Annotated in this window: 18 protein-coding genes and 1 pseudogene; 6 read left to right on the top strand and 13 right to left on the bottom strand. The window is 60.0% G+C overall.

What is annotated here, in order from left to right; all coding sequences use genetic code 11:
* Window positions 1–122: 122 nt before the first annotated feature.
* On the top strand, window positions 123–560 hold the full coding sequence (locus BLW48_RS35325; RefSeq protein ID WP_177142259.1) for a hypothetical protein: 438 nt from the start codon (window positions 123–125) through the stop codon (window positions 558–560).
* A 267-nt stretch (window positions 561–827) separates the two neighbouring features.
* Window positions 828–1,523, top strand: a complete 696-nt coding sequence (locus tag BLW48_RS04170; RefSeq protein WP_177142258.1) for a winged helix-turn-helix domain-containing protein — start codon at window positions 828–830, stop codon at window positions 1,521–1,523.
* 925 nt (window positions 1,524–2,448) lie between these two features.
* Here BLW48_RS04170 and BLW48_RS04160 read toward each other — a convergent pair.
* Window positions 2,449–2,994, bottom strand: coding sequence for a MarR family winged helix-turn-helix transcriptional regulator (locus tag BLW48_RS04160; RefSeq protein WP_093172834.1), 546 nt, complete (start codon window positions 2,992–2,994; stop codon window positions 2,449–2,451).
* A gap of 708 nt (window positions 2,995–3,702) precedes the next feature.
* Here BLW48_RS04160 and BLW48_RS04155 point away from each other — a divergent pair.
* Window positions 3,703–4,695: a LysR family transcriptional regulator gene (locus BLW48_RS04155; protein ID WP_093172832.1), complete on the top strand. Its 993-nt coding sequence runs from the start codon at window positions 3,703–3,705 to the stop codon at window positions 4,693–4,695.
* A 494-nt stretch (window positions 4,696–5,189) separates the two neighbouring features.
* On the opposite strand, the gene BLW48_RS04150 is transcribed toward BLW48_RS04155, so the two are convergent.
* From BLW48_RS04150 to BLW48_RS04110, 9 genes are all read right to left on the bottom strand, one after another.
* Window positions 5,190–6,221 (bottom strand): IS110 family RNA-guided transposase, encoded by a 1,032-nt coding sequence (locus BLW48_RS04150; RefSeq protein ID WP_093172830.1) that lies wholly within the window; start codon window positions 6,219–6,221, stop codon window positions 5,190–5,192.
* A 305-nt stretch (window positions 6,222–6,526) separates the two neighbouring features.
* Window positions 6,527–7,471, bottom strand: coding sequence for a 2-hydroxyacid dehydrogenase (locus BLW48_RS04145; RefSeq protein ID WP_093172828.1), 945 nt, complete (start codon window positions 7,469–7,471; stop codon window positions 6,527–6,529).
* Window positions 7,464–8,450 (bottom strand): isopenicillin N synthase family dioxygenase, encoded by a 987-nt coding sequence (locus BLW48_RS04140; RefSeq protein ID WP_093172826.1) that lies wholly within the window; start codon window positions 8,448–8,450, stop codon window positions 7,464–7,466. The genes BLW48_RS04145 and BLW48_RS04140 overlap by 8 nt, the downstream gene beginning before the upstream one ends.
* Window positions 8,447–9,310: an ATP-binding cassette domain-containing protein gene (locus tag BLW48_RS04135; RefSeq protein ID WP_093172824.1), complete on the bottom strand. Its 864-nt coding sequence runs from the start codon at window positions 9,308–9,310 to the stop codon at window positions 8,447–8,449. The genes BLW48_RS04140 and BLW48_RS04135 overlap by 4 nt, the downstream gene beginning before the upstream one ends.
* Window positions 9,307–10,368 (bottom strand): oligopeptide/dipeptide ABC transporter ATP-binding protein, encoded by a 1,062-nt coding sequence (locus BLW48_RS04130; RefSeq protein ID WP_093172822.1) that lies wholly within the window; start codon window positions 10,366–10,368, stop codon window positions 9,307–9,309. Before BLW48_RS04130 ends, BLW48_RS04135 begins: the two co-directional genes overlap by 4 nt.
* Window positions 10,365–11,252, bottom strand: coding sequence for an ABC transporter permease (locus BLW48_RS04125; protein WP_093172820.1), 888 nt, complete (start codon window positions 11,250–11,252; stop codon window positions 10,365–10,367). Before BLW48_RS04125 ends, BLW48_RS04130 begins: the two co-directional genes overlap by 4 nt.
* Entirely contained in the window at window positions 11,249–12,211 is a 963-nt protein-coding gene (locus BLW48_RS04120) for an ABC transporter permease (RefSeq protein ID WP_218137489.1), read from the bottom strand. The genes BLW48_RS04125 and BLW48_RS04120 overlap by 4 nt, the downstream gene beginning before the upstream one ends.
* Before the next feature lie 24 nt (window positions 12,212–12,235).
* Window positions 12,236–13,846, bottom strand: coding sequence for an ABC transporter substrate-binding protein (locus tag BLW48_RS04115; RefSeq protein ID WP_218137488.1), 1,611 nt, complete (start codon window positions 13,844–13,846; stop codon window positions 12,236–12,238).
* A 22-nt stretch (window positions 13,847–13,868) separates the two neighbouring features.
* Window positions 13,869–14,894, bottom strand: a complete 1,026-nt coding sequence (locus BLW48_RS04110) for an isopenicillin N synthase family dioxygenase (RefSeq protein ID WP_177142257.1) — start codon at window positions 14,892–14,894, stop codon at window positions 13,869–13,871.
* Window positions 14,895–15,197: 303 nt separating this feature from the next.
* Here BLW48_RS04110 and BLW48_RS04105 point away from each other — a divergent pair, with 303 nt between their 5' ends.
* The 3 genes and pseudogenes from BLW48_RS04105 to BLW48_RS04095 form a co-directional block, all read left to right on the top strand.
* Window positions 15,198–16,010, top strand: coding sequence for an aspartate/glutamate racemase family protein (locus BLW48_RS04105; protein WP_177142256.1), 813 nt, complete (start codon window positions 15,198–15,200; stop codon window positions 16,008–16,010).
* A 5-nt stretch (window positions 16,011–16,015) separates the two neighbouring features.
* A complete protein-coding gene (locus tag BLW48_RS04100; RefSeq protein ID WP_093172814.1) occupies window positions 16,016–16,753 on the top strand; it encodes a GntR family transcriptional regulator in 738 nt (245 codons plus the stop codon).
* A 381-nt stretch (window positions 16,754–17,134) separates the two neighbouring features.
* Window positions 17,135–17,524 (top strand): annotated as a pseudogene (locus BLW48_RS04095) (integrase core domain-containing protein); the annotation flags it as partial.
* A 100-nt stretch (window positions 17,525–17,624) separates the two neighbouring features.
* On the opposite strand, the gene BLW48_RS04090 reads toward BLW48_RS04095, so the two are convergent.
* From BLW48_RS04090 to BLW48_RS04080, 3 genes are all read right to left on the bottom strand, one after another.
* Entirely contained in the window at window positions 17,625–18,248 is a 624-nt protein-coding gene (locus BLW48_RS04090) for a DUF4352 domain-containing protein (RefSeq protein WP_093172812.1), read from the bottom strand.
* Complete coding sequence (locus BLW48_RS04085; protein ID WP_093172810.1) at window positions 18,248–21,376, bottom strand: autotransporter outer membrane beta-barrel domain-containing protein; 3,129 nt, start codon at window positions 21,374–21,376, stop codon at window positions 18,248–18,250. The genes BLW48_RS04090 and BLW48_RS04085 overlap by 1 nt, the downstream gene beginning before the upstream one ends.
* A gap of 366 nt (window positions 21,377–21,742) precedes the next feature.
* Complete coding sequence (locus tag BLW48_RS04080; protein ID WP_093172808.1) at window positions 21,743–22,714, bottom strand: Bug family tripartite tricarboxylate transporter substrate binding protein; 972 nt, start codon at window positions 22,712–22,714, stop codon at window positions 21,743–21,745.
* Between the last annotated feature and the right edge of the window lie 63 nt (window positions 22,715–22,777).

The following is a 22,777-nucleotide window of genomic DNA, read 5'->3' as shown; positions in this document are numbered from 1 at the left end:
CCCCGAATGTCCAGGTCTTGCCCGCCGTAGCGACCTTGTCGTGCGGGCCAGCGAACAGCACGTCGCCCAGATTGTTGGCCGTGTCGCCGTGGGGGAATACGGCCCTGCAGGGGATCTCGCACTTGGTCCAGCATTTCAAGGCGCAACCGGTATCGCCGGGACAGGTCACGTCGCCATCTGCTAAATACGCCAATGCGCTCTCGCGGGCGGCGCAAAAGGTCTATGGCGATGTCGTGAGCGTGGGCTTGAACAACACTGCGTGTTCCATCAGGCCTGCTGCACGCCCAGGACTGCGTTCCGTGATGCTCCGGTCGGCGGCCTTTTCCTTGGTGGCAGCCGGCGGGGTCGCTCCCGCGATCAGAAAGCTGGCGATGGTGGTACGGATGAATGTCTTCATCTTGATTTTGGTTCGAGATGGTTGGGTATCGGATCAGCCTGATGGCTTGACCCGAGATCCGAACGGCACCGGCACGGCAGGCACGAAGGGTGAAGCGCACATGAAATGGCGCCGAGCAGAAGATGAACATGGGTTGAGGGCTTTCGCTTGCCCCAACATTTGACGGAGACCCCGGAAGCCCGAGTCGAGTGGATCGAACACCGTCTTTGCTTACACAGCGAGGCAACGCCCGTTTCATCGGTGGAAATGATGAATTAGGTCAATAACTGGTCGCAAACCTATAAAAGTGCAACAGCTCCACTTGCACGCTGGAACAGGAAAACTTGTGCGACCTAGTGTTTTCCCATTTCCTTTTGAAGCCGCACCAAGTAACTCATTTCTTGGTACCAAGGACGCACGCGGCACGCGGCGCGACGAAGACAAGGATCCCATGCGGATCTTGCTCATTGACCACCAGGCAACCCAGTACAGGACCTTCAACGAGGGGCTGGAGAGAAATGGCTTCTCCGTCGACACAGTGAACAGCGAGAATGCAGTGACAAGCTCAGCCATTGCAGAGGATTACGCGCTCATCCTTCTGAATTCCGTGCGGCCCGGCGTGGACGGATTGCATGCCCTTCGAGTGATCCGGCACAAAACGAATACCCCTCTTCTGGTCCTCACCGAACGCGACAGCGTTGCCGCACGCATGGCAGGTCTGGAACTGGGTGTTAACGACTATCTGGTCAAGCCGTTCCCGTTCTCCGAGCTGCTTGCTCGCGTCAGGACGTTGGCCCGCAGAACCAGCAGGTGCCATCGGGAGGTGCTTCGTCTGGCCGACCTGGAACTCGACGAGCGTAGCGCGAAGTGTTCCCGCGATGGGGTCGAACTCGAATTGACCGGGACCGAGTTCGCGCTGCTGCTGGTGATGCTTCGCAATCAGGGCAAGGTACTTTCACGGCCTCTGCTCGCCAAGCTCGTATGGGATTTGGATTTCGATAGTAAGAATAAGAACAATGCAGTTGACGTGGCCATTTTTCGTTTGCGCAGCAAGCTTGATGCACCGTTCGAGGTGATGCTGTTGCATACAGTGCGAGGCGAAGGGTACGTCCTTGAAGAGCGTCCTGGATCCTTGTTGAGAAAGTAGATGGATAGGTTGATGAAAGCTCCCGGCTTGGTACAGCTTCTAAGGTATCGGCCGCACTAGCTTCCAGCGCGACCAGAAGTCCGCTTTGGGCTCCTGGTGCAGGATGGAGTTCGCCGCGTCCCCCGACGCTGGGCTCGCCCGTTCGATGGTGCCTATAGGTCCAAATCGCAGCTGATACGTCCCGTCGAGGCGGATCAGGCCGGTAACCTGCTACGCGATCTGCGGGCTGGAGATGAAGATGCCGATTTCGGTGTTGCGCGGTTTCGAACTGGTCGTATGCAAGCAACTCACGCTGTTGCCGCGGAGGATGTGGACCGACTCCTCCCCGCTGGCCTGGGAATCTGGCGGGTGCGTGGGTCCGCATGGGGCTTGCTCTGTGCCTCACGCGTTGCAGAACTGGCTTCTGTCGTCCCATCGGCGGACGGCTAGCTGGCGCTCAAGTCCTTCACCAGTGGGTTGGTTGTTGTCCCCACAGTTCCTTCGGTGATTCACTGCCCTTTGCCGCAGGAGGGCAGTTAAAGGCTGCTCCGGTACCTGTCGAACAGCGACGCACCAAGCTACGTGCCGAAGAGGTCATACCCTACCAAGAACGGATGGAAGGAGGCGGACCTCGATGCGCAAGGCGGCGAGAACTGCGGCGCATGCACGAGGCGGCCAGACATGTCGTTCGCGCGACCCGCAATGGCCGGAGATGGCTAGCGCCGCACGTTGTCGGGCAGGTCGGCGCTACCGGCCAAGCGGAGCCCGGCGATGCAGGGAAGCGAACACGCCAACGACCCGGGCACGAGGGTTGTCAGCAATCCGTTCGGAAGTGTTCTGCACGGGAGGCGATTGCTTGAAGAGCGTTCGAGGCTTGAGTCAAGGTCTGCTGCAGTCGGCAGCTTCTACTTCAGTTTGGACAAGCACAGGCCACACAAGCTCCTCGTCAGGCACCATGCCTGGGCCATCGGTGGCGCGTTCCGCCTAGGCGGCGGTCGGCTTTTTCCGGCACGAAGCCTCTTGCGTTCAGTTCGCTGCCACGCAGTTCGAGCCGCCGAAGGCAATGCAGCAAGCCATCGATATGCGCAGCATCGATGCCGTCGAGGAGGTCGACGTTGAGGCTCGCGATGCGGGGAAACAAGTCGGCGAAGAGTTGCTGGCCCGAAGGGCTCAGGCGCACATGCACTTCGCGGCCGTCCACGGCGTCCTGCCGTCGCTCCACCAATTTCTTCCGCACCAGGCTGCCTAGGCTGCGCGAGGTGCGCACACGGTCCAGGTGCAAGCGCTCGGCGAGGACCGAAGACTTGACTTCTCCGATCTGCGAGAGCATGCCGATCATTCCCCATTCGCGGCGCGTGACGCCGAACCCGCCTTCGACCATGCGGATCGCCATGCCGCTGCTGGCGCGTATTGCACATGACAGCCGGTACAGGAGCAGGTCGTCCAGGGAACGAGGGGCGCGCAACGCACCCGCATTGGGAAAAGCTTGCATACGAATCAAGGGGGCGGCCCCGCCGCCTTCAGGTCAAAAAAAGACAACGCATGTTGTCGGCGCACACATGCCCAATCGGGCAGCCACTGCTTCTGCGTGAATCTCTTCCCTGTCGTTGTGCGGTGCGCATTCCTTGATTGAACACACAACCACGCGGCGCATCTCCGAGATCAGCCTTGCCCGTTCACGCTGCCAGCTCGGCGCAGCGGACGAACGCTGTCGGCCCGTCTTGTTCGCCTGCGCGACGCCTTGGTGGTCGCCGTCGGTTTGAGGTTTGCCCCTCGCCAGGTGCGAAAGCACGGGCGGTCTCGGCGCTTGCGTGCCCGGCTACTGCGTGATCAGTCCGGGACACCTTCGCCGAGAGTGAATGTGCGCGGCTTCGGCATCCTGTGCCTTGCGCTCCGCGCGAGCAGTTGCAAGGTTGGCCGAGGGTGCTTGGGTGTGGGGCACGGATGCGAACAAATTGGGGGACGACGAGGAGAGATGCCCGGTGATACTTTTCATGTAGGACTTTATTGATTTGCAGTGAATACCGAGCGACCAGATAGGTGCTTGGCAGGAAAGTGGTTGCTGGCGCCAACTTTCATATTTGCGTTGTACAGTCTCAGCGAACTCGTGTGGGCAGCTCAACGATACGCATCCACAGGCTCGAAATAAACGCCGTCGTGTGGCATTATTTGTCCCGGAATCCGGGATAAAGGACGGCTGATGGATCGATTGAACGCCATGCAGGCGTTTGTTGCAGTCGTGGAAGCCGGCAGCTTCGTGCGTGCCGCCGAAGCACTGGGAGTGTCGAAAACGTCGATTTCGCGCCTCGTCGTCGACCTCGAAGCTCACCTCGGGACTCGCCTGCTGCAGAGAACCACGCGTCGGGTACGCCCGACGCAGGCGGGAGAACGCTTCTTCGCACGGGCGAGCCTGCTGTTATCGGACTTGGAGGAGGCAGAGTCCGAAGTCACCTGGACCACACTCACGGCGAGCGGACTGCTGCGCCTGAGCGTGCCGTTGTCATTCGGACAGCGCCATCTGGCACCCCTCTTTCCCTTGTATCGAAATCAGTACCCAGACGTTCAACTTGAAGTCTCCCTGACCGATCAAATGGTTGACTTGGTGGACGAGGGCTTCGACCTGGCCATTCGCGCGACCCCGCAGCACCGGGAGACCTACGTCGCACGACATCTGGCGCCGATCCGTATGGTGATCTGCGCGTCGCCAGCCTACGTGGCGAAGCATGGTGCGCCAGAAACGCCGGAGGCACTGACTAGGCACAACTGCTTGACCAAGACTTCCGGCGCCAACTCAGAAACGTGGACTGTCTCCCAAGCCGGAAACACCATCTCTGTCCCTGTGCGGGGTAGCATGCGCGCCGACAGCGGTGACGTTTTGTGTACAGCAGCGTTGGCGGATGAGGGCGTCATCGTGATGCCGACATTCATGGTTGGCGACGATATTGCGCGGGGTAGCTTGGTTCCGCTGCTATTGGATTGGCAGTTCCGACCGGTCACCCTCATGGCCGTCTATCCGACCAGGCGCTACCTGTCTGCCAAGGTCCGCACGTTTGTGGAGTTCATGCAGAAAGCGTTCGCGGGCGAGCCCGCTTGGGATCGATGGATAGACATGTTCCCTGAGGTGCGAAAAGGACACGGTGATCATGAGGCGGCTCTCTCGGCAGACATCTCACGAAGCATTGATGCCGATTGATTGGGCCTTCGTCAATCTCGTGGTGCTCATCTTCTGCGGCGTCGTCTGAAACGCCAACTGCTACCAGTGGTCATTCTCTCGAGTTCAGGCCTGCATCCGCGCGAGTCCATGCCTACGCTGACGCTGGTCGTCCTGACGCGATTTGCCGAGCTTGATGTACAGCTGCTCGGATCCTGTCTTTGTACGAATACATGAACTACCTTGTATGGATGCCTCCCGGCCATGAGTAGTAACCCGCAACGCTCTGTGAAGAAGTCGGCTGCCGCCTTGTATCCGGCCTGTGATGTGGATGATGGGTTGCCCCTTGTCCACTGGCCCCGATGTAATCCGCTGACGAGCACCTCATCTCTTAGGACGGACTTTTGAAGTCCGGTAGTTCATCCAGGTTTAGCTCGTCCCGGTCTGACCTGTTTCACATCACGCTGCTTCGTTGCTGCCTCATCGCCTTCAAAGGCTCACGTCCTCCTTTCTTGGGTTGATGTTTGACTATCAGTTCAAGACGCAAGCGGCCTGGTGCTCTGGTGGCCGCATTCACAGTCCTGCTGTCGGGCCGTGACGGCCCAGATTGTTCGCGCCATTTTGGCCGCCTGTGCCACGATCACGACGTTCGGCGGCCTCCTGGTTTGGAGTTTCTCCAGCCATGGGCCGGGCTCTTTCGCATGTCTCAGTACCGCACGAGCGCCGTGAACAAGCAAGGTGCGCAGGTAGGTGGCGCCCCGCTTGGAGATCCCCAGCAGAGTCACCCGGCCACCTGTGCCCCGTTGCTTAGGCACCAGACCCAACCAGGCACAGAATTCGCGCCCAGACTTGAATGCCTTGGCTTCTCCCATCGTGGCGATGGCCGCCGTAGCCGAGAGCAGGCCGACTCCGCGTATCGCCACCACGCGCTTCATGTCCACGTCAATGCGCAGGACCTCAGCAAGTCGCACCCCGATGGCCTTAATGTCCATCGCCAGTTGCTTGATGCGCTGGGCCTGCTCGCGCAGGCTGTCGGCGACATACTGTGGAATGCTGTTGGCAAGCGCCTCCAGCGCGAGCTCCAACTCGCCCAGCAGCGCCTTCTTGCCTCGCGCGAAGGTGGCCCCAAACTCATAGAGCAGCCCCCGCAACGCATTGATCTGCATGATCTTCATCCGCATCAACATCTCGCGCTGACGATGCAAGGTGAGCGTGGCTTGTTGCGCGAGCGTCTTCACGTCCACGAATTTGGTGCCCGGCTGTTGGATCGCCAGCCAGATGGCGCGTGCGTCCGTGGCGTCGGTCTTGTTGCCGTTCACGAACGGGCGCACGGCCTTGGCATGGATCAGCCGCACGGTATGACCCTGCGCCGTCAACTCACGGGTCCAGTGGTGCGCTCCGCCGCAGGCTTCGATGCCGATCAGGCACGGCACACGCTTGGTGAAGTGCCCCAACACCTTGGCCCGCTTGAGCTGCACGTTGACGATCTCGCCTGTGCTCATGTCCACGGTGTGAAGCTGGAACACATTCTTGGCGATGTCTAGCCCAATGACCTGCAGGCCGCTCATCTGGCCGATGATTTGCCCCTCGCTTTATGCAGTACGACGATGCATGACGGAACCTCGCTGGTGTTTGTGAGGACATTGGTCTATCACGACGCCATGGGCACTTTGATGCCGTGTCCAGTCGAGGGTCCAGCTTGTCTAGCGGGCAAGCCACACGCCCACAACGGTCGCGCTGTTCATCTCGGTACTCCTGGCGGCGTTTGTGCTGCCCGTAGGCAGTGAGGCATCCATTGCATCTCTTGGCAGTCCAAGCTTTTGTCCATACCCCCACCGGATCAGGATTCCGTGGAAATCAACACCCAGAGGAGTCACTTGAACGTCCGGTCACCTTTGAAGTGACGATGCAGGCGCGCGACGGTCTCTTGCACGATCGCATCGTGTGCCTCGAAGGTCAGGCCGCCGCGATGCGACTGCAGGACCGTCTGTCTGCTTAGGAGAAGTGCGTCGGGCACATTCGGCTCGTCCTCGAAAACGTCCAGGCCAGCGCCAGCGATCCTGCCTTCCTGAAGCGCTGCCGCCAGAGCTTTCTCGTCAAGCACCGTCCCGCGTCCGACGTTCACGATGAAGCCTGTAGGGCCAAGTGCGTTCAGTACGGCTTCCCCGACAAGGTGTAGCGTTGCTTCGCCGCCAGGGAGGGTCATGACGAGATAGTCCACATGGCGTGCGAGCGCCAGGAGATCTGGCACGAATTGCCACGGGACATCGGGTACGGCTCGGCGCGAGAAATAGGTCACCTCCATGTCGAAGGCGGCCGCGCGGCGGGCGATCTGCTGGCCGATCGCGCCCATGCCCAAGATGCCGATGCGCTTGCCGCTGACACGGTGGACGATGGGCGAGCGCCCCTGAAGCCAGTGCAAGCCACGCACATGCCGGTCGCCTTCGACCAGATCCCGGCCAAGGGCAAGCACGAGACCCATGGCCAGTTCGGCCACGTCGACGGCATTAAATCCGACACTGTTGAGCACCGGAATTCCACGAGCTTGTGCGGCTTCTGTGTCGACGGATTCCGTACCAGCACCGAGATTCAGGATGAGCTCTAGCTTGGGGAGCCGGTTCAGCAGTGCACGTGTCGTCAACGGTCCGCCACTGTGGCAGATCAGCGCGCGGATCTGTGAGGCACATCGTTCGAACACGGCGTGCGGGCCGGATGCGTCGAAAAGCGAGTGGACGACGAAGGGGGCGGCAATCGCCTCGCGCAGTTCCGCACCAAGCCAGGGGCCAAGCTGGAGAACATCGATGTGTGGCTCAGGCAACTTCCTTCAACTCCTTGTTGACGTGATGGTAGTTGCGCGACTTGTGCCACTCGATGTACTCCAGCGAAGTCTGCGTCGGGAACTTGGGAGGATTTTGTTCGCTTGTGCAGGATGGAATGCATTTCATCGCAAAATCGGGATCGGGATGGCAGAAGTAGGGGATTGCGTAGCGTTCGGTATTCGACAGGTTGTACGCACGATGCGGCGTGGATAGAAAGCGGCCGTTGGACCAGCGGTTGAGCATGTCCCCGGTATTTACGACGAAGGTTCCATCGATGGCGGGCGCATTGATCCATTCGCCGCCCTGGCTCATCAGTTGCAGACCTGCAATCTTGTTCTGCGCGAGCAGCGTAATGAAGCTAGAGTCAGTATGAGGTGCGACGCCGAAGCTGCCTTCTGCATATTCCATTTTGGGATAGTGCGTGAGGCGAAGCGTAGACATCGATTCCTGAAACGCATTCGCGAAGAAGTCGACCGGCATGTCGAGCGCTCTTGCATACAGCGGCAGCAGGCGGGCGATCAGGCCATCCATTGCCTTGTAGTAAGTCAACACCGCTTCCTTAAAGCCGGGCAGTCCGTCGGGCCACACATTGGCGGTTCGCTGGGGAGATCCGAACTTCGGGTGCGTCGGCGGAATCTCACGCTGCAGGAAGAATGCCTCGTTCTCGTTGGGCTTGCTCGCGCCGGCCAACTTGGAAGAGCGCGTCGTGCTGCCGTGGATCGGCATATAGCCCTGCATATTCTCGTTCACGAGAATCTTCAACTTCTGCTCGAGCGGTTGATCGTGAAAGACTTTGGCCGCTGCAAAAGTGCTGTCCACGATGCCCTCATCGACACCGTGGCCCTTGATGTAGAGAAACCCGATGTTCTCGCAGGCGAACTGGAGCTCATCGGCTGCTGCATCCAGTGCACCGGGAGCCCCTGAAAACGCGGCCTGGAGATCAATAACTGGAATCTGGGTCATGTCTTTGACTTTCATTTGAGTTGTGCCGTTTGCACCGGGGCTGCCGCTTCGGCGGCGTATCGTGGCTCGTCCAGCCGCGACGAGCGGATGAGTTCTGTCGTGTATTCGTGACTCGGAGCTGTGAGCAAGGACACTGCGTCGTTCGCTTCGACGATCTCGCCCTTGAGCATCACTGCCACGTCGTCTGCAATCTCTGCGGCTGCGCCGAGGTCATGGGTCACAAAGATCATCCCCATACGGAGCTCCTGCTGCAGCTCACGCAGCAACAGAAGAATCTGGATCTGCACGGTGGTGTCCAACGCGGTGGTCGGCTCGTCCGCGAGCAGCAACGACGGCTTGCAGGAGAGCGCGAGAGCGATCATCACGCGTTGTCGCAGTCCGCCCGACAACTCGTGCGGATAGGCTTCGAGCCGGCGCTTGGCTGAAGGAATGCGAACCATATCGAACAGCTCTAAAGCGCGTCGCTGGGCTTCGGAATGGCTGCTTCCGGTGTGGCGCCGAATGACTTGAAGGACGGTGTGGCCGACCGTGCACACAGGATCGAAGGCCGACATGGGTTCCTGAAACACCATCGAGATCTTTGCGCCGCGGAGGTCTCGTAGCGCGCTGGCACCCATGTCCAGGACTTCAGCGCCTTCGAATCGGATCGAACCCGATATGCACTCGAGATTATTCGGGAGCAAGCGCATGACGCTCTTGAGAGTGACGCTCTTGCCCGATCCGGACTCTCCGAGCAGACAGAGCGTACGGCCTGCGTGCACATCGAAAGACACCCCCTTCACCGCCGAGAACGTACCGCGCCGACCCGCAAAGTCCACTCGCAGATCGCGCACACGCAGTAGTTCGAGAGGAAATCGATCAAGCACCGGGCTCATGCGGCCTCCACAACTGGGGCTGGTTTCATTGACTCGCGCGGGGCTCGGCTGTGCCCGGAGTTGGCAACGTACATGACACAGGCAACCTGATGCGGCCCTTCGGTGAGCATCGGCACCGCTGAGCGGCAGGCAGCCTCTGCGTGTGCGCATCGTGGATGGAAAGCACAACCGCCCGGTGGATCGACCGGATCAGGGGGTTCTCCATCGATTGGTGCTTTCAATGTGCGCTGGCGCGGGTCGCTGGTGGGACGCGCTTGCAGGAGGCCGCGTGAATAGGGGTGCATCGGGTGGTCAAAAATGTCCTCGACGGTTCCAATCTCCACAACCCGACCAAGATACATGACCATCACACGATCACTGAGGTGCCGTACGACATCAAGGTCATGACTGATGAACATGTAGGTCAACGACAACTCGCGCTTGAGTCTCTCGAGAAGCCGAATTACCTTTGCTGCAACCGTCTTGTCGAGCGCGGAGACCGACTCGTCGAGCACAAGCATTCGAGGTCGCAGTGCCAGGCTGCGAGCAATGTTTGCACGTTGCTTCTGTCCACCCGACAGTTCGTGTGGATAGCGGTGTCCAAACTCTTCGTGGTTCAGGTCCACGCTACGCAGAGCGTCGCGTGCGATCATGAGGGCATCGCTCTTCGTCGAGCCATGTGCAACAGGGCCGAACGCGACGGAATCAAGAATCGAGAGTCGTGGGTTGAGTGAACCGAACGAATCCTGGAACACCATCTGGACCTGTCTGCGCAAGTCCCTGATCGAGATATCGTGGCCAACGGATTCCCCGTCGAAGATCACCTCGCCGCTGCTAGGCTCAATGAGTTGAAGCAGCAGGCGACCCAGTGTCGACTTGCCGCAACCGGATTCGCCGACCACGCCAAGTGTCTCGCCCTTGAGGATATTGAACGATACGTCGTTGACGGCGTGCACCTGCTTCGAGGTGCCGCGCAGTGGAAATCGCTTGTTCAGCCGATTGGCGATGAACAGCGGTTGATTGGGGCCGCCACGATCGCGCTTGTCCACGTGCAAGGTGTTGATCCGAACGATGTTCATGATTTCACGTCCAGCGCGTCGCGCACGCCGTCGCTTACAAAGTTGAAGCACATGGCGGTCAATACAATCGCAACACCTGGCATCGCGCAAACCCATGGTTGGATGTAGATGGATTGCCGCAAGGAACTCAGCATTAACCCCCAATCGGCAGTCGGCGGCTGCACGCCCAATCCAAGAAAACTGAGACCGCTGGCGAGCACGATACTCGCGCCCACTAGACTGGATGCGTACACCAGAATCGGGCTTACCACGTTGCGTAGCACGTGGTAGGTGATGATCAAGAACGTGCTGGCACCTGCGCCGCGTGCCGCGTCCATGTAGTCGAGACCACGCAACTGGGATGCGACCGTCTCGGCAACTCGACACATCGGCGGGATGAAGATCAGGGAGAGCGCGGCGATTCCGTTGGCCAGTCCGCCTCCCATGGCGCCTGAGATCGCAACTGCTAGCAGGACGGAAGGGAACGCGTAGAACACGTCCATACAGCGCATGATGAGCGAGTTGACCTTGCTACCGACGATTCCCGCAATGATGCCTAGCGAGCCTCCGATCAGCGAGGCGACAAGTACGGGGACCAGCGCCGTGATTAGGGAGATACGGGCGCCATAGATCAAGCGCGACAGGACGTCGCGACCCAGTTCATCGGTACCGAGCCAGTGGCCCTCGTAGCCGAAGCTCTTCATGCGCGCCAGCATGTCTTGTTGATACGGGTCAAACGGCGCGATCAGTGGCGCAAAGACGGCCAGGATCACGGGAGCACTTAAGACGGCGAAAGCGCAAAGGAAGGTACGATTCTTGAAGAGCCGCGCAACGACCTGCTGCCAGTACCCGATAGCTGCTGGCGCTCTCTCGACAGGAAGAGCGACGATCGCTTCTGATTTCATATGCGACGGATTCGAGGATCGATCAAGGACTGGAACTGGTCGACGATCAGATTCGCGAAGACGAAGATCAGCGCAAGCGAAAGGATCGTCCCCTGCAGCACGGGAATGTCGCGATTGACGATAGCTTTGCTCAGCAAATACCCCGTTCCGGGCCAGTTGAAGATTGTTTCCACAAGAATGGAGCCTCCCATCAGGTAGCCGAACTGGAGTGCCATCACCGACAAGACCGCGGGCAGAGCGTTCTTGATGACGTGCCGGAGGATCTCGAATTCAGAGAGACCGACGGCCCGCAGCGTCTGCACGAACTCCATGTTCATGACTTCTTCGACAGCGGCCTTGGTCGAGCGAGCCACCATGCCCAAGGGCACGAGTGAGAGCGTCACGACCGGCAGGATCAGAAAGCGCGCGTCTTCCCAACGAAGGAGACTGAAGTCGGCGGAGCCGCTGCTTCCCATCCCGGAGGAGGGAAGGAGCATCAATTTCACGGAGAAGATGATGACCAGGACGATGCCGAGCCAGTAGTTCGGCACGCACACGCCGAGCGTGGACAGGCCCGTGACCAACCCGTTGAGCCAGCGTTTGCGGAAGAACCCAGCCAATGCCCCAACCACAAATCCCAGCCCCATGGACAGCGGAACCGCAAAAATCGCGAGGGTCGCGGTGTTGCGGAGGGCTTGTGAGACTTCGACGATCACTGGACGACCGGAGCTGATCGACATGCCGAACTCTCCTTGGAAGGCGCGATACAGCCACAAAAGGAACTGTTGATAGATCGGCTTGTCCAGCCCGTATGCTCGTCGCATCAGTTCTATCACTTCAGGCGTTGCATCCGCCGGAAGAATCGTCTGGAGCGGATCTCCAGGCGCAAGATAGATGAGCGAAAAACACACGACACCCACCCCGATACAAATGGGAACCGCGTAGAGTAGGCGACGTAACGAATATGAGGTACGCATCATTGGGCTGGGAGTACCGTCTCGGTTTCAGGGATTGACGGAGATCAGGGTCGTGTCCTGGAACCAGTTCTGGGACGCGACGAAGCCTTGAACCTTGGGGGACATCGCTCGAGGCTGCACGTCGCCCGTGACGAAGAGCTCAATGGCATCGTCGGTAAGCTTGGCGTTCAGCTTCTGGAGGACGACCAGGCGCTTCTTCGGATCGGGTTCCTCGAAGGCTTGCTTGCCGAGCGCTTCGGCTTCGGCCGATTCGTAGTGCCCCCAGTTGCTGCCGTTGGGTGCCCAGAACTGACGCAGCCCCGGCTTCAACAGCGCGAGATGCGGATCGCCAGTGCCGCGGGAGAAATTCAGAGCGTCGACTCCGGGGTTCTTCTCCGGACCCCCACGGACAGCGGCGTACAGGGCATTGAGGTCGACCGGCTTGACGGTCACCTGGAAGCCGACAGCATCCAGCTGGCGCTTCAGGAGTTCGTTCATAGGCAGCGGCATCATCTGGCCAGAGCCCGAGGTGGAGGTGACGACGGTCACTTTGCAGGGCACACAACCGGCCTCCTTCAAAAGCGCCTTGGCCTTCTCCGGATCGAAGGTATAGCCCTTCGTGTCACCGAAGTACGGTGAATCCTTCGGGACGACCGAGTTGACTTCGACGGCCAAGCCATCCAGCAACTTGACAAAATCACCGCGCTTCACTGCATAGTTGGCTGCCTGACGGACGCGGACGTCTTTGAATGGCCCGGCTTCAACATTGAGGATCCACGGCCACTTGTGCGGATACGGACCTGTGGAGATCTTCATGCCTGCGCCCTTGAGTTGGCCAATCGAGTCCGGCGGTGGGGCTTCGATGAAGTTGACCTGTCCGCTCAAAAGAGCGGCAACACGCGCCGTCGCTTCGGGCATCGGAACGAGCACCAACTTGTCCTGCCTGGGCAGGCGAGTTTTGTCCCAGTAGCCAGGATTTGGAACGAGCTCGAGGCGCTCACCCGGTGTGAACTTCGAGTAGAGGTACGGGCCTGTGCCCGAGGGCTGCAGAGCAAACGCCTTCCAGTCGTAGTTGACGGCCTTGGCACGCGCAGGACTGATGAGCAGCACGTAGGACAAGTTGTAGGGGAACATGGCATCGGGCTGCTTCGTTTCGAAGGCCACGGTCATGTCGTCCAACTTGGACACCGACTTGAAATTGACGAGGAAATTGCGCGTCAGCGCGAATTGCTGGGAATTGAAGTTGGGAAAGTTCTCCTCGGTGCGCATGCGCAGGTTCCAGACCACGTCATCGGCCGTGAACGCGCTGCCGTCGTGCCATTTCACGCCCTCGCGCAGCTTGAAAAGCCAGCGGCCGGGATTCTTGGGATCCACGCTCCAACTCGTGGCCAGGCCAGGCTTGATGTTCGAAGGTACGCCGGACTTGCTCATGTCCCAGTTCACCAGCGCGTCGTAGAGGTTGTAGCCAACGAACCGGTAGCCTTCGAAACCTTGGTCGGGATTGCCACCTGTCTGCGGAATGTCGCTGGCGGTCATCGCGACGGTCAGTACGCCGCCGGCACTGGCGGCGCCAGCCGCCAGTGCGGAGGCAAGCGCGAGGCCGATCACGCACGACATCTTTCTGGTGCGGCTCGCCTCTTTCTCGGTGGAACTTGACATGGAATTCTCCTGTTGAAAATGCTTAGACGGACAGCTTCTTGAACTGCGAGTAGTTGCGATCGTGGACCGTTTTGGCGATGTCGCCGTAGAGCTTCGGGTCGTATCTCGGCGGGTTGCCCTGGGACACCTTCGAAGGCACTGGCTCGACGACGGAGTTTGGGTTTGGGCTATAGAAGAATGCGATGGAGTAGCGGTCCTTCGAGCCTTCGTTGATCACGCCGTGAGGCGTCGACATGAAGGTGCCGTTCGAATACCTGCGCATGACGTCGCCAAGGTTCACCAGGAACGTTCCCTCGAGAATCGGTGCCTTGAACCACTCGCCGCTCTTCAATCGCACGGCCAATGCCGGCTTCTCTTCGAACTCGCGCGCCAGCAGCGTGATGAAGCTCGAGTCAGTATGCGGTGCGACGTTGAACTTTTCGTCGCTGACATCCATTTGTGGCGGGGAGTGAAGCAAGCGCAGTTCAATGTATGCCTCGTTTGCGAACGCCTCATCAAAGAATGTGCGGTCCAGTCCCAACGCGAGTGCGAAGGCAGGAACCAGTTTTTCCGAGGCTTCCTGAAGCGCATCGAAATAGCACTTTGTGCGCATCTTGAAGTCGGGCAAGTCAGCGGGCCACTGGTTCTTTCCGCGCAAGCGAACCTTGTTGACTACATCCGGATGGTCGTCCGGGCGGTCATGGCCAAGAAAGAAGCTCGCGTTCTGGTTGGGATGCTTCGTCGTATGGATCTCGTCCGATTTGGTGATCGAGTGATTCATGGCCATGTAGCCAATGTTGTTCTCGTCCTGTCTCACCAGCAGCTTGCGTTCCAACGGCAATGCGTGGAATTCGTGGCTCGCTGCAAAGCAGTCGTCGATGAGTGCCTGGGGAACCCCATGCCCCTTGATGTAGAAGAAACCGACGTTCTCACACGCGTCCTTCAGTGCTGCGACGAACGTTTCCTCGGCGCCATCGTCTCCTCGGAAGAATGGCATGCAATCAATCACGGGAATCTGGTTGATAACTTCCGCTTCGTCTGCGACAGCGGCTCTCTCGAAAAGATGCACAAATAGCTCCTTTTGGTGCGATCGGGTGCTTTGCGCACCACGCGAATACAACGCGCAAATGCCCACAGTCTCTTTGAAGTTTGTTCCGCAAATAGCATGCCAATGTTGCGAATCGCATATGAAGTTGTTGACAATCCAATTCGCCATCGCATACAAACAATGGCACCGTACCGTACACGCCTTCCAAGATCTTCACTACATGCCGTCCATCGCTCGCCAACGAAGCCCTTACCGGAAGATGCCTTCCGTGGTTGACTTCAGAGGTCTCAAAGCCACGACCGGTGTGGCGCCGGAGTTTTTCCAATGAATTCAGAACGGATGAGACTGCTGGTCATCAATCCAAATACTTCAACCGCTGTGAGTGAATTGCTTCATCGAACCATCGCTTCGTGCTGTGGGAAGGAGGTCGATGTCGTGGTGCGTCAAGCGCGCTTTGGTGCGCCATACATTTCGAGCGCGAGCAGCTATGCCGTCGCGGAACACGCGGCGTTGGATGCCTGGGCGGCCGCCGAGGAGGTGCGCGGCTCGCGCGCCTCGTCGGTGCTGATCGGGTGTTTCGGTGACCCCGGTCTCTTTGCACTTAAAGAGTGCAGTGAGGCACCAGTGACGGGCTTGGCGATCTCGTCAATCGCGCGAGCGGCAAGCATGGGCCGCTTTGCGATAGTGACCGGTGGTCACGGTTGGAAGCCCATCCTGACCCGATTTGTTCATGCGACGGGCTATGCGAGGGACCTTGCGACGATAGAGACGGTGGCGCTCAGCGGAGCAGACTTGGCCGCAAGGCCGGACATGGCCAAGAACGTGCTTCTCGAGGCATGTCGGCGTGCCGAGCGCTTTGCTGACGTGCAGAGCATCATCGTTGGCGGCGCAGCATTGGCTGGTATGGCCGAGGTGCTGCAGCCACTCGTTGAAACGACCTTGTTCGACAGCGTTGTGGAAGGGGCGCGGGAAGCGATACGGATGGCCTCTCTCGAGGCTGCTCCCACTCGACCCCGAACTGAGTTCGAGTGGGTCGGTTTGTCCGCCGAGATGCAGGCCATGACGATAAAACCATTTCGAATGCAGACAATGCAGGGTGACTTGCGCGTAAAAAATCAACTGTCTAGACCAAAATAGAAAACATGGATCCGCTATTGCAGCCTGCCGCCCTCTTCAAGGTCGAGGTCGATGAGCCGAAGGGCTCTGTAGACAACATATACGAGTCCCTGCTTCGGGCGATGCTGGAGCACCGGCTTCCCGCAGGTACCAAGCTGGGTGAAGAACGATTGGCCGAACTCACCGGTGCGAGCCGATCCCGCATTCGGCAAGTCCTTGGCCGGCTTGCGCATGACAACCTCGTCACGCTGATTCCGAACCGCGGCGCATTCGTGGCCAGTCCGTCGCCCGAAGAAGCACTGTATGTTTTGCAGACGCGCCGAATCGTGGAGCCCGAAGTGGCGGCTGCGCTTGCCGAGAACGCGACCCCTTCTGCGATCGAGCGCTTGCGCAAGCATATCGAGCAAGAGGCAGCCGCCCGGGCCAGATCCGATCGGACTGCGACCATCCGGCTGTCAGGCGAATTCCACGTGCTTATCGCTCAGATGGCGGGCAACCCGATCCTGGAGAAAATCATTGTGGAGATGGTGTCGCGCACCAGCCTCATCATCACGCTCTACGATCGGCCGCTGGCCAGGACGTGTCCCGATTGCGATCACGAGAATCTCTTGCAATGCTTCGAACGCGGAGACGCTTCTGCGGCGAGAGACATCATGCTCCACCACCTCAAGCACATCGAAGAGTCACTCGCCCTGCATCTGGCCGTGCGAAAGACGGTCAATCTTGAGGATATCTTTGGGTCGATAGGGCCCGGAGTTTCCTGAGGCCGCGGCGTGCCCGGCCTTGCGAGTCGAAGCGGCGACTGGTGCTCGGCCAAGAGGCGCTTGAAAGCAGCTTGTTACCATTCATCTTTGTCTCCGTTCGCTCGACTCAGGGCACTGACCTGCCCGGTTTCTCCGAGACATCAATTTCTAGGAAGATGGCTCCCGCCCGAAGAGGAGCCCATGGAGAAGAGTCGATTTCCAGAGGATGGCATGGACGCCTCCCAGGTCTTTCGATGACGATGGAGGTTCAACCTAACCAAGGAGACCGCCATGCTCGTTGTTATTGGACTGGACATGCCAAGCGCTTCTTTCAATTGCACTCGGTCGACCCCGAGATCGGCGAGATCACGAAGCTAAAGCTCACGCGAGCCGAGATGGTCCCGTTGCAAGCGGGTGATCGAGGTATTGTCGCGCCTGGTGAGCCTGCACGGGGCGCCGCTGTCCATGCGCTCGGACAACGGGCCCGAGTTCGTCAGCAGTCCCATCCTGGAGTGGATCGCGCACACCGGCATCGCCACTGTACTCAACGACCCGGGCAAGCCCTGGCAGAACGGCACCGACGAGAGCTTCAACGGCAAGTTCCGGGACGAGTGCCTGTCCATCGAGTGGTTTCGCTCGCGCCGCGAAGCCGCTGTCCCGATCGAAGCCTGGCGCAATCACCACAACAAGGTACGTCCTCACAGCAGCCTGCAATACTTGACCCCCGGCGGAGTGCAAACAGGAACTGCGCAAAGAACTGCAACCCGCCGTCTTCTAGACTGTCTCGACTAAACCGAGCAGGTCGCAGTGATGTGGTCGACCACCCATCGTGGCGGCCGAGTCGGTCATTGGGTTCGATGCCTCTGCGTGCGATGTGTCGAATGGATCTTGATCACGGGCTCTTTGAAACAGTCATGGCGCTCTTGGTCAATACTGAGGCACGAAGCGGCGCCAGGTCATAGAAGAAGTACGGCCCTGAGTACGTTACGACGCCGTCGTCGGTCTTTTCGGCGCTGCGTGGAACGATCACGACGGCTCTATAGGGCTGCTTCGGAACCGAAAAGAGCACACGCCGTTGCATGGTTTGACCTGCTGCGAGCGGTGCGCCAAAGACCGGCTGACCTTCCTGCGCAGGATTGACCAACTGTGTCAGCATCTCATGGGGCTCATAGAGTGCACCGGAAGCGTCGATCAATCTGAAGACGGGTTGAAACCGCGCGAAAAGCGGCTGGTCTGCCGTGTTCGTGATGTTCACCTGAAGCAGGACAAAGTTGCCTTTGTACTGCTTTGGTGAATCGCTGCTGCTGTCCACGACCAGATTGGCGTACTTGGCTTCCTGGAATTCGAAGACGACGTTGTCTCGCGTCACCTGTGTGCCCCACGCGAAGTTTTTCCCATCCCCATCTGCAGCGATCGAGGGGACGGGTGTGAAAACCAGGCTGGCTGCGAACAGCAGTACAGCCAGGGCACTCCGGCGACCCAACCGGATTGCCAGCCAGTGTTGCGGGTTTGCCATCAGTACCACTCGTAGCGCAAACCCGAGCGCAGATTCCATGTCCGCCGGATGCCTCTGGCAGCCAGGCTGGAAGCCTCGAAGTAGACAAAGCCTCGCCGGGGCAGGAGCGCAAAGCGCCCACCCAGTCCGACCTCGCCACCGGTGCCATTGCGGCTTTCGCTTTCAACAGGAAGGCTGCCGCCCCCCTTGGCGGCGGTGATTGCCAAGCCATCGCCAAAGTAGTTGATCGCCGAGAGCCTGAGATAGATGTCGCCGCTCAGCTCGAGAAATCGCACGGCCTTGCCCAGGAGCATGCCGGCCCTGACCGAGCCTCCGTCGATGTTGTCCTGGCTGATGGTCACGCCATTGCTCGCCATGTGCTTGCCGGCCGCCAGGCGGCTCGCAGTCAACGCGAGTTGCGGCTCCACGAAAGTGTCCTGGGGCAAAGAGATGCGATGCCCCGCCTCGGCACTGACTTCGTATCCCTGCGTTCGATACGTGCCGGTGACGTGCCGCGCGAGCGAGTCGGAAGAGGCGTACTTGTTTTCCAGCGACGCGGTACGCGCGCCAATCTGCAGATAGGTTCCGCCGTCGTTGACCCAAAAGCCGTAGCCCGCGAGTTCGATGGCGGAAGCCTTCCCGTTCCCGCGCTCGTAGGCGGCGTTGGAATTGATGTAGCTGACAGAGCCACCCGCATGGCTTTTCCAACCGCCGAAGTAACCCAGATTCCGATCGACGCCGACAGCCAGGGCGCCATAACTCTGGCGGTATGACCTCGCGTAACCCGTCTTGGCGTCGAAGCCGCCGCCGTCCACCTCGGCCCAGAGTCCCGAGGTTTCGGAGGCTGTCGTATCGCGCCGCAGCGACTCGGTCTTGCGAGCGATGCTGTTTGCGCGCAAAGCCCACAGGCTGCGAAGGCTGTCGCCTGCATCGGCAGCGGTCTTCACTGTCTCCGAGGGGGTGATGCGCGCCAGGATGCCGGATGGGCTGCTCGTGCCCGTGCTCATGCTTGCGCCTGTGCTCGTGCCGCCGCTTGTGCTGGTGCTGCTCCCTGTGCTGGTCGCTGCGTCGGTGCTGGCATCTCCAGCCCTACCCGCAATGGCCAGGCCGGTCAACACGACCTTGCTGCCATCCGCACTGAGCGCCACGCTGGGCGAATACGAAAAGCGCACCAGATCGTTCTCGTAGTTCCATTGGTTCGTTGCGCCCTGAACGGCCTGCAGCCGCGCAGTGCCGCCGTCTGCCGCCGAGGCGTCGATCACAACGATGGGCTTGCTCGCCGGAATCACGGTACCTGTTTTCATCGTCGCGGCATTGACCCAACTGGTGTCGTCGAGTGCGGGGTCATACGAGACAGCGACCACTTGCGTACCGGTCGCGCTGAAGCCCGTCACCCCAGTGCCAAATTGAATCCTGTCGGCCGCGCCATTGCGGATATCGCTGAGGATGCGAAAGGTGGCACCATCCCCCAGGCTGACCTTTGCCGCGTTCGTCGAGCTCTGAATGTCGAGAACACGCAGCGAGTAGGCGGGAATGCTTCCGGGGCGGAAGCTTCCCCAGCTTGCGGCAAGGTCGATCGCACCGCCGTTGGCGAGTGCCAGGGTGCCCGAACCGAAGTCGGCCGCCATGGTGCCGGTGCCGGTGGGAATCCAGGAGGCCCCCTTGGAGAACGACAGGTTGGGCGAGCCGGCCGTATAGACCGTGGCGTCCGACGGGTCGGGGTCCACGAAGCCGCCGACCGATCCGCGCAGATAGGAGTCCGAGGTGTTCAGGTTCACGTTCAACGCGCCGGTGTACTTCGTGCCGGCGGCATTCGTCAGGCTGCCGGTCACCAGGTCGCCCTGCAGCTTCACGGCCTGTCCGCCTGCGGCATTGACCGTGGCCGTGGCGTCGCGCCCGTCTGCCGCCACGTTCCAGATCGCGTAGCCCTTGCCCGCACCGCCTGGCGAAGTCGAAATGCTCAACCCGCCGGCGGCGGTCACCGTTCCGCCGTCGTTGCGGATGCCGTAGACATCGCAGCCGCTGCACGTCGACGCAACTTGCAGCGCGACGTTGTCCGTTGCAGAGTTGAAGTTCAGCGTGCTGGCGTTGTTGACGGCATAGGCTTCGGCCGCGGCGGATACATTGACCGTGACTGCTTTGGCGAAGTTGATGGAGGACGTTCCGGGGTAGCTGTTGCCGATCCCCGTCGGATTGCCGAAGGGGACGTACCCGGTCGTGCTGACGACGGCGATGTCCACGTTGCCCGCGAAACTCATCCGGGCTGTTCGGTGCGTGTTCGCGATGCCGAATGCGGAGCGGGTCCCGGTGGCCGTGATGCTGGCATCCTGCCCGACGCTGAGCTGGCCTTGGTTGCGGATGCCGAAGACGGTCGAGCCATTTGCGGTGGCGGTGATCTTCAGGCCGCCGGTGACACGCAACTGGCTGTTCTGGTTGTCGTTGTAGATCCCATGCGCGTTGTCGCTGGGGTACTCGCCTGTCGTTGCAATGGTTAGGTCGCCGTTGAAAGTGACCCTGCTCGCACCGCCCCCCGAGTTGTAGACTCCGTCGGTGTTCTCCCTCTTCGCGCTCACAACGATGGTGGTGTCTCCGTTGAAGGTGACCGTGCTCTGGTAGACCCACACGCCCTGCGAGTAGCCCGGCGTGCTGGTGCGCACCGCGGTATCGCCATTGAAGGTGACCGTGCTTTGGTATGCACGCACGCCGATGGCGGCGCTGTTCGCGCTGTCTGACTGGGCATAGACGGACGCATTGCCATTGACCGTGAGACTGCTGCCCTGGACGTTGACGCCCATTGACAGCCCCCAGCCCGGATCCGCCGTGCCCCTCGTTGCGGAGATATTCAGCTTGCCGCCGGCGGAATCGAGCGCCGCGGGCGACGATCCGGAAGCCGAAGTCAGTAGGACACCATACACGTCGCCGCTGGCACCTTGCACGTCGATGCTGTCGTCTGCTGCAAAAGCGTAGTGCAGCGTGCCCTGGGAGGGCGTGATCACGTAGGCCGGCGAATAGTTGCCGGTCCCGCCTGCCTGGTCGTAGGCTTGCACGCCGGTGACGGTTCCTTCGTAGGTCGTTGCCGCGAGCGCGGCGACAGGACGCACGGCTGCCACTACGAGAAGCGCCGAAGCAAAAATCGGCGCCAGCTGCAAGGCAGGGAATTCGCGGAGTGCATGTTTGCCATCTTTGGCGGCGCTGACCGATAACCCGTCCGTTCGGGATCGACTTGATGAGTGATGAAGCAAACAATGTCCTCTGGAACGTGGCTCTGCACGAAAGCAATCTCCCGTTTCCGCGGGCGGAAATCTAGGAAGCGGCAGGCCATAAAAAAAACGTGAGAAATGTTACTTTCTCACGTTTTATGTTTTTTTATGTATCAATGAAATTGGATTCTTTAAGAGATTTTCTTGGACGGTCTCATTTTTACAACTCGTGATCTTCATCCATCAATTTCCACACTCGCGGGATCGATGCCCCCATCGAGCATCGCGAGCGTGCGTTGTAATGACTGAGCGATCTCAATCTATGGTGATCTTGGCGGCCTGCACGACCTTCTTCCACTTGACCTGCTCCTGAGCGACATAGGTGCGCATCTGGTCGGGCGTCATGGTCGAAACCTCGGCACCGTGGTCTTCGAGGCGCTTGATCACGCTTTTGTCGGCGAGCACCTCGTTGAGCACCTTGTTGAGCTTCTCGATCACCGGCTTGGGTGTCTTCGCAGGCGCGAAGATGCCGTACCACTGCGAGACATCAACGTCCGCAATGCCTTGTTCCTGCAGTGTGGGCACGTCGGGCATGAGCGAGGAGCGCTTGGTGCCCGCAACCCCCACGGCCTTCAGCTTGCCGGCCTTGACGTAGGGCATGGCAGTGAACAGGCTCGGGAACATGACTTGGGTCTGTCCGCCAATGGTGTCGGTGATGGCCGGAGCGGAGCCTTTGTACGGCACATGTTGCATGCTGGTGCCCGTCGAGAGCTTGAACATCTCTGCGGCAAAGTGCGGCGCCGTGCCATTGCCGGCCGATGCATAGCTGGTCTTGTCGGGAGCCGCCTTGAGCATGGCCACCACTTCCTTTGCCGTGCTGGCCTGAACGGCCGGATTGAGCACCATCACCGTGGCCGACGATCCGACCATGCCGATGGGCTCGAAGTCCTTGGCTGGGTCGTAGCGCAGCTTCTGTAGCGCCGGGTTCATTGCGTGCGTCGCGATGTAACCCAGCATGAGCGTGTAGCCATCGGGCGCTGCACGCATGACAAACTCGCTTGCGATTGCACCGTTGGCGCCGGCCTTGTTGTCAACGATGACGGGTTGCTTGAGGATGGCCGACATGGCCTGGCCGATGACGCGCGCCATGGCATCGTTGGCACCGCCAGCTGCCGTCGGCACAACGATGTTGATCGCCTTCTCGGGAAAGGCGGCAGCCGCGCTGCCGCAAGCGACAGACGCCGCTAGCGCAACGATGCCGACGAGATGATTCGCCTGGAACTTCATTTGTCTACTCCGGTGGATGCTCGAAATGGGATGTCGTGAGGGCTCTTGTCTGACCCTGGACGA

Source organism: Variovorax sp. YR266 (genome assembly GCF_900107295.1).
In the GTDB taxonomy this organism is placed as follows: domain Bacteria; phylum Pseudomonadota; class Gammaproteobacteria; order Burkholderiales; family Burkholderiaceae_C; genus Variovorax.
This window is presented reverse-complemented; position numbering and strand designations above follow the sequence as displayed.